This is a genomic window from Sphingomonas sp. 2R-10, from assembly GCF_030062225.1.
GTDB lineage: Bacteria > Pseudomonadota > Alphaproteobacteria > Sphingomonadales > Sphingomonadaceae > Sphingomonas.
On the sequence record NZ_JASCXF010000011.1, the window covers coordinates 91,864 to 98,894 of the forward strand.

Annotated in this window: 5 protein-coding genes and 1 pseudogene; all 6 read left to right on the top strand. The window is 71.7% G+C overall.

Going from position 1 to position 7,031, the window contains the following annotated elements; all coding sequences use genetic code 11:
* The first annotated feature begins 1 nt into the window (after position 1).
* Positions 2-1,684, top strand: coding sequence for a flagellar basal-body MS-ring/collar protein FliF (fliF, locus tag QLH51_RS07165; RefSeq protein WP_125654118.1), 1,683 nt, complete (start codon positions 2-4; stop codon positions 1,682-1,684).
* Positions 1,681-2,688, top strand: coding sequence for a flagellar motor switch protein FliG (fliG, locus tag QLH51_RS07170; RefSeq protein WP_125654116.1), 1,008 nt, complete (start codon positions 1,681-1,683; stop codon positions 2,686-2,688). The genes fliF and fliG overlap by 4 nt, the downstream gene beginning before the upstream one ends.
* Positions 2,681-3,427 (top strand): FliH/SctL family protein, encoded by a 747-nt coding sequence (locus tag QLH51_RS07175; RefSeq protein ID WP_125654114.1) that lies wholly within the window; start codon positions 2,681-2,683, stop codon positions 3,425-3,427. Before fliG ends, QLH51_RS07175 begins: the two co-directional genes overlap by 8 nt.
* Positions 3,427-4,755 carry a FliI/YscN family ATPase gene (locus QLH51_RS07180; protein WP_125654112.1) on the top strand — a complete coding sequence of 443 codons (1,329 nt, stop codon included), beginning with the start codon at positions 3,427-3,429 and terminating at the stop codon, positions 4,753-4,755. The genes QLH51_RS07175 and QLH51_RS07180 overlap by 1 nt, the downstream gene beginning before the upstream one ends.
* A complete protein-coding gene (locus QLH51_RS07185; protein WP_206428742.1) occupies positions 4,748-5,176 on the top strand; it encodes a hypothetical protein in 429 nt (142 codons plus the stop codon). Before QLH51_RS07180 ends, QLH51_RS07185 begins: the two co-directional genes overlap by 8 nt.
* A gap of 31 nt (positions 5,177-5,207) precedes the next feature.
* Positions 5,208-7,031, top strand: a pseudogene (locus tag QLH51_RS07190) (hypothetical protein); the annotation flags it as partial.

Here is a 7,031-nt window from a genome sequence, read left to right on the forward strand (position 1 = left end):
TATGGAAAACGCACTCGCCACCACCGGTGCAGGCGGCGTTCCCGCCGCTGCGGCCCCCGCCCGCTTCGCCAATCCGCTGACGCAGATCGGCGGTATCATGAAGAACCCTGCGGTCAGGCGCAGCCTGCCGATGATCTTCATCGTCGGGCTCGTCCTGTCGGCGGCACTGGCGTGGATGGCGCTGGCGACGCCGCCGCAGCGCGTGCTGTTCCCGCAGCTGCCCGACAGCGACAAGCAGGCGGTGGTCGACGCGCTGGGCGCGGCGAAGATCGGCAGCAGCGTGGACGATTCGGGCGGCATCACCGTCGCCGAGGACGATTACCACCGCGCGCGCATCCTGCTGGCCGGACAGGGCCTGCCCAAGGCGGCGCCGGGCGGCTATGCGATCCTCGACCAGCTGCCGATGGGCGTTTCGCGCGCCGTCGAAGGCGAGCGGTTGCGCCAGGCGCGCGAGACCGAACTGGCCAAGTCGATCAGCGAGATCGAATCGGTCGCCGACGCGCGCGTCCACCTGGCGATGCCCGAATCGTCGGTGTTCGTGCGCGACAACGCCCAGCCCTCCGCCTCGGTCATCGTCCGCCTCGAACCCGGCCGCAGCCTCAGCCAGGCGCAGGTCCGTTCGATCGTCAACCTCGTCGCCAGCTCGGTGCCGGGAATGAAGGCCGATCAGGTGACGATCATCGATCAGATGGGCGCGCTGCTGAGCAAGCCGACCGACGGCAGCGAGGGATCGACCCTGTCGGACGAGCGGATCGACTATCAGCGCCGGATCGAGGACAAGTATCGCGCGCAGCTCACCACGCTGCTCACCCCGCTGCTGGGTGCCGGCAACTTCTCGGCCGAGATACAGGCCGATGTCGATCTGGACGAGAGCCAGGCGACGCGCGAAAGCTATGACAAGCAGGGCGTGGTCCGTGCCGAGCAGGGCACGTGGCAGGGCAATACCCCGGGCGAGACGACCCCCGGCGGCATCCCCGGCGCGCTGAGCAACACGCCGCCCGCCGCATCGACGCTGGCGACCGCGACGCCGGGTCCGGCAGGCGCGACGGTCCAGCCCGGCACCGCGCCCGGCGCCACCCCGCCGGTCAAGACCAGCGAGAACTTCAACCGCGCCTATGACCTCGGCAAGGAAGTGTCGGTGACCCGCGCCGCGCCTGGATCGATCCGTCGCCTGTCGGTCGCCGTGCTGTTGCGCGAACCCGAAGGCGCCAAGCCGCGCACCCCGGCCGAGATCCAGCAGATCAACGACCTGGTGAAGGCGGCGGTCGGCTACAACCAGCAGCGCCAGGACACGGTGACCGTCATCAGCCGCAAATTCTCGCCCGAGGCGGTGCCCGGTGAGGTCGCCCGGCCGTGGTACGATGCCGACTGGGTGCCGATGGCGGCACGCAACGGCACCGCGCTCATCATCGCGCTGCTGGTCCTGTTCATGGGCGTCCGCCCGATGGTGAAGGCGATCAACAAGCGGCGCGAGGCCGATGCCACCGCACAGGCCGCCGCGCTGGCCGCCCCCGCCCCGTCCGAACCATCGGGCAGCCAGCCCGAGCAGGTGAGCATGGAAATGCTGGAGAGCGCGCGCAGCTATGACGACCGGGTCGGGCTGGTCCGCGGCTTCACCCGCGACAATCCGGCGCGCGCCGCGCTGGCCGTGCGCGACATGATCCAGTCGGATGCCAAGCAGTGAACGCCCCCACCCGCATCCATAGCGGCGTCGAGCGCGCCGCGGTCCTGATGATGCTGGTCGGCGACGAGGAAGCCGCCGCGATCCTGCAGAAGCTGGACCCCGAAGAGGTCCAGCAGCTGGGCAAGGCGATGTTCACCGTCGCCGACGTGAGCGAGGACGAGGTGACCGTGGTCCTCGACGACTTCGTCGAAAAGGCCCGCGACCGTACGACCGTCGGCTTCGACCCGCGCCCGCACATCGAAATGGTGATGAACAAGGCGCTGGGTGCCGCCAAGGCCGAGAGCGTGCTGGCGCGGATCACCCCGGTGGAAACCGCCTGCGCTATCGAGCTGCTCGACTGGATGGACGCTGCCGAGATCGTCAGCCTTATCAAGGACGAACATCCGCAGATCGCCGCGGTGCTGCTCGCCAACCTCGAGCCGGGCATCGCCGCGCAGGTGCTGGAAGGGCTGCCCGAAGCGTCGCAGCCGCAGATCCTGCATCGCATCGCCAAGCTGGGCCCGATCACCGCCGAGGCGATCGAAACGTTGAAGTCGATGCTGTCGCGGCGGATGACCGGGCGGACCAGCGGCACCAACGTGCAACTGGGCGGAGCCAAGGACGCCGCCAAGATCCTGTCGTCGGGCCGCAAGGCGACCGAGACGCGGGTCATGCCGAAACTGGCCAAGATCGACCGCGACATCGCGCGGCAGATCGAGGACCAGCTGTTCGTCTTCGACAACCTGCTGGAGATGGACGACAAGAATCTGGGCGTGCTGATCCGCAACGTCGACAGCGACATGCTGGTGCGCGCGCTCAAGGGCGTGGACGAGGCGGCCCGCGGGCGGTTCCTCGGCTGCATGTCGGCACGCGCCGCCGACGGCATTCGCGACGAGATGGAGGCGCGCGGGCCGATGAAGCTGGCCGAGGTGCTCGATGCGCAGAAGGGCGTCATCACCGTGGCGCGCCAGCTGGCCAAGGACGGGACGATCATGATGGGCGGCGGCGACGACGATTATGTTTGAAAGCGCCCCCGCCACCGCCAGCGGCTTCGTCGCGGGCTTCGCCAGCCGGCACGTCGCCGCCGCCGACATCCTCGCGCGCGCGTTCGGCACGCCCGATCCGTTCGCGGCGACCGGCGTGATGCCGGTGCGCCCGGGCGACTTCGGCGGCAGCGCCGCGGCGGGCGGCCCGAAGCATTTCCGTCCGGCCGATCCGGATGCCAACCCGACCGAGGGGTGGGACCCGTTCTCGACCGTGGTCGACGAGGTCGCATCGACGCTGGATCCGGTGGCCGAGGCACGTGCCGCCGGCTATGCGGAGGGTCTTGCCGCCGCGGCCGCCGCCAGCAAGTCGGACGCCGCGCGCGACCACGCGCTGCTGGCGCGCCTTGCCGAGGCGCTGGGCACCGCGACGCATGTCGACCGCGAGGCGATGGCGACCAGGCTGCGCCAGACGGTGCTGACGCTGGTCCGCCAGATCGTCGGCGAGGTCGGCGTGTCGGCCAACCACCTGATCGACCGGATCGACGCCGCCGCCGACCTGCTGGCCGACGGTGCCGAATCGGCGATCCTGCGGATGCACGAAGCCGATATCGCGCTGGTCGAGGGCAAGCTGCCCAAGGCGGTGTTCCCGGTCGCCGACGCCCAGGTCGAGCGCGGCGGCTTCATCCTCGAATCCGCCTCGACCGTGGTCGAGGACGGGCCGTCGCTGTGGCTGGAACAGCTGGGCGCGGCGATCGAAACCGTACCGGTGCCCAACTGATGCTCAACCGATTCGCGGGCGATTACATCGACGCCCTCGCCCCCACCGATTTCCGCCCGCGCGCACGCGTGGCCGGGCGGCTCGCCAGCTATGACGGACTGCTGATGGAAGCGGTCGGGCTGTCGCTGCCGGTCGGCACCGTGTGCCAGGTCGGCACCGGCGACGGCGGCCATATCGAGGCGGAGGCGATCGGTTTCCGCAACGGGCGGACGCTGATGATGAATCTGGGCGGGCCTGCCCCCCTCCTCCCCGGCGCATTGGTGCGGCCGGGCGACAAGCCGGGCGAGGCCGAGGTCGGCGACGCGCTGCTGGGCCGGGTGGTCGACGGCGCGGGCAAGCCGATCGACGGCAAGGGGCCGATCCGGGGTGCCGGCCGCTGGCCGCTGGCCGGACGCATCCAGTCGCCGCTGGACCGGGGCCGGGTCCTCGAACCGATGGATGTCGGCGTGCGCGCGATCAACGGGCTGCTGACCATCGGCCAGGGCCAGCGCGTCGGCATCATGGCCGGGTCGGGCGTCGGCAAGTCGGTGCTGCTGGGCATGATGGTCCGCGCCGCCAAGGCCGACGTGATCGTCGTCGGCCTGATCGGCGAGCGCAGCCGCGAGGTGTCCGACTTCCTCGAAACGAAGCTGAAGGGCGATGCGCGGGCGCGGTCGGTCGTGGTCGCCGTTCCCGCGAACCATTCGCCGGTGCTGCGCATCCGTGGCGCGCTGCGCGCGACCGCGATCGCCGAGGCGTTTCGCGAACAGGGCAAGAAGGTGCTGCTCATCATCGATTCGCTGACGCGCGTCGCCCATGCCGGCCGCGAGATCGGGCTGGCGCTGGGCGAGCCGGCTTCCGCGCGGGGCTATCCGCCCAGCGCCATCGCGATGCTGCCGGGGCTGATCGAGCGCGCGGGGACGTGCGTGCGCACCGGCGGGTCGATCACCGCGATCTATACCGTGCTGGCCGATGGCGACGACAACAGCGATCCGGTGGTCGATTCCGCACGCTCGATCCTCGACGGGCATATCGTGCTCAGCCGGCAACTGGCCGAGCGCGGGGTGTATCCGGCGATCGACCTGGGGCCGTCGGTCAGCCGGGTGATGACCGACATCGCCGACAAGCCGCACCTTGCCGCCGCGCGCGTGCTGCGCCGGCATCTGGCGACCTATGAGGAAAATCGCGACCTCGTGCTGATGGGTGCGTACCGCCCCGGCACCGATGCCGCGATCGACGGCGCGCTGGCCGCCCATCCCGCCGTCATGGAATATGTGAAGCAGGATTCGGACGAGATCGTGTCGCTCGACGATGCCGTCGCCGAGCTGGTGGGGGTGTTCGGTGTCTGACAAGGCCAAACGCCTCGCCCGCGTGCTGCGCGTGCGGACCATGCAGCTGAACCTGACCCAGGCCGAGGAAGCCCGCGCCGCCGCGCGCGTGGCGGACGAGATCGCGCTGCGCGAACGCATCCTCAACCTGGCGCACGCCGTGTCGCCGGTACCGACGCCGAGCGCCAGCGCGCAGACGCTGGGCGCCGCCGCGCATTATCGCGAGAAGCTGCACGCGACGGCGCAGGTCGTCGAACGTCGCGTGGCGCAGGCCGATGACGGGCTGGTGCGCGCACGCTCGGCGACGATGGCGGCAAGGCGCGACCAGAGCGCGGTCGAAAAGCTGCTCGACCGCGCGCACGCCGCCCGCGCCTTGCGCGAATTGCGCGCGATGGAGAATGCGCCGCCGGTACGCCGGCCAAATCGGCACGATCCTTGCTGATCGACCGGTCGAACGCTTGACGGATCGACCCATGCAGCTGCTCTCCGCCCTTACCAGCACCACCTCCCCGCTTGCGATGCAGGCGATGCCGGTCCTCGGCCAGCCGACGGCCGGTTTCGCGGCGCTGCTGGCGGGAATGGCACCTGCCGAGACGGTGGCGGCGAACGCGGCGCCGGCGGTGCGGCAGATCGCTGCCCTGCCCGGCAACGCCTTGCCGGTCGCCGTGCCGGACGATGCGACGCCGGTGCTGCCGGTCTCTGCGACCGAGGCGGTGTCGATGCTGCCGGCGGAAACGGCCGGCCCGAAGGTCGCCGTACCGGTGGCGGCTGCGGCCGTGGCGACGCTGGCCAAGCTGCTGCCCGACGAGGATGCCCCGCCGCCCGAAACCGCAACGCCCGCCATACCGGTCCTGCCGCCACCGCCGCGTTTCGCCCTGCCCGTGCCACGCGGACGGAAGCCGGAGGCGGACGTGCCGCGCGAACGGCCGGTCGAGGCCGAGGCCGACGATGCCGTGGCGACCGATGCGGAAGCCATGCCGCCGCCGGCGTGCATGCCGATGCCGGAAACCGTCGTTCCGGCGGAGCTGATGGCCGGGAACGCCGTGCTTCCGGCCCTGGTCCCCCCGGTCGCGCCCGAGCCTGCCCCGCTGCCGCCGGCGCAGACGATCCTTCAGGACGGTTCGGTCGTCGCCAGCGATCCGGCGACGCCGATGCGGACGGAAAAACGTGCCGCCACGCGCGCGCCGGAGGCTGCCGTCCCGACGCACGCCATGCCGATCGGGTCGCAGGCCGCAGAGAACGCGGCGCAGCGCACCCGGACGCTGCCCGCATCGCGTCCCGCCGCAGCGATGGCGGCGGCACAGGTGCAGCCCGCCATCGGACAAATCACCCCGCTGCCGGCGGAACGCATCGTCCCGGTGCATGTCGTCGTTCCGCCGCAGGGGGATGGCGCGACCGCGGACGCTCCGCCGGCGCAGGTACCGGCTTCCCCGCAAGCAATGTCGTTCGACGCCGAGGGGATCGTTCGTCCGGCCACACCCGCCACAGCAACCCCGATGCCGGTTGCCGCCGGGCAGCGGACGTCGATCCCCGTGACCGGCGCGTCCGTCAGCACGCTACGCGATGCCGTGCCGCCGGTGCGGCAGCAGGTGTCGACCGACGACGTCACCGCCCTCGCGACCGACCCGGCCATCGCTGCGCGCGCGACCATCGGCGCAGCGCCTTCGTCCCGCGCCAGCATGGCCTCGACGCACAGCGCGTCGGCGAACCAGCCGGTCGAGATGACCGTCCGGCCAGCTCCGGCAAGCGCCGCGATACCGACGTTGGCGAGCGACGGGCAGGTGCTTGACGATATCCTTCGCCAGCCGCTGGCGGACGTCGTGGCTGGTGCAGCGCCGGCGGTTGCCGTCGAAGGACCGCGCCCCGCAGCGCCGCTGCGTCCGTTCGATCCGGTCGCGATGACGACACCGGTCGCAGTCGCGCCGGCCACTCCGCGCGCCACCACGATCCCCGCGACGCCCGTGCGCGGCTTCCGCCAGCCGGTCGCCGATGGGGCGGACAACGACAGGATGGCGGGCACCGCCGCTCCGAACCGCGTTCCGGCCGCGAACGCCGCGAACGCCGCGAACGCCGCGACGGCACCCGTCGTCGCCGGGGACGCGGCCCCACCGGCGCAGCCCACCGCCCAGCCAGTCGCATCGCTCCCGCCGGCGCCCGGCGTGACGGCGCAGGCACCGGCCGACGCCTCCGTGGTCCGCCAGCCGATCGCCGGCGAAGCGGCGGCGCCGGTCGTCACCGTCGCCGCTCCGGGCGAACCGGTGGCGAAGCCGCTGCCCGTGACCCGCATCGCCCTGCCG

What these genes read in the sequence shown, in the direction of transcription:
- fliF (WP_125654118.1), top strand. Translation starts at nt 2, where the DNA reads ATGGAAAACGCACTCGCCACCACCGGTGCAGGCGGCGTTCCCGCCGCT.
- QLH51_RS07175 (WP_125654114.1), top strand. Translation starts at nt 2,681, where the DNA reads ATGTTTGAAAGCGCCCCCGCCACCGCCAGCGGCTTCGTCGCGGGCTTC.
- QLH51_RS07180 (WP_125654112.1), top strand. Translation starts at nt 3,427, where the DNA reads ATGCTCAACCGATTCGCGGGCGATTACATCGACGCCCTCGCCCCCACC.